Below are 272 nucleotides of genomic sequence, written 5' to 3'. Positions count from 1 at the left end.
ACCTCCACGGCAATCCGGCGGAACATCATGAACAGATTGTAATCCATCCCGCCTCTTCGTTCGCCCCAGCTCACGTCAGCCTGTTCCTATGAGCAAGGAAACCCGCGAGCAAATAAGAGCGACGATGAAGGCGCGAGCGCATCCGCGTAACAGTCACCTGTACCGCTGGCTTCGTGAAAATCGCCGCTATGTGGAAGACGCGTTCAAGACGACGGGCGCCGGCTGGGAAGGCCTCCTTGCCGTCGTTTTAGATGCCGGCGTCATGGGCCGGC

The 272-nt window shown here is 59.6% G+C and carries 1 protein-coding gene; it reads left to right on the top strand.

Annotated features, from left to right (window positions below; translation table 11 throughout):
- Nucleotides 1–88 precede the first annotated feature (88 nt).
- A partial coding sequence (locus GSQ92_RS15050; protein ID WP_159013650.1) for a hypothetical protein occupies nucleotides 89–272 on the top strand: 184 nt, incomplete at its 3' end.

This window comes from Acidisoma sp. S159, from assembly GCF_009766125.1.
GTDB lineage: Bacteria > Pseudomonadota > Alphaproteobacteria > Acetobacterales > Acetobacteraceae > Acidisoma.
This window is presented reverse-complemented; position numbering and strand designations above follow the sequence as displayed.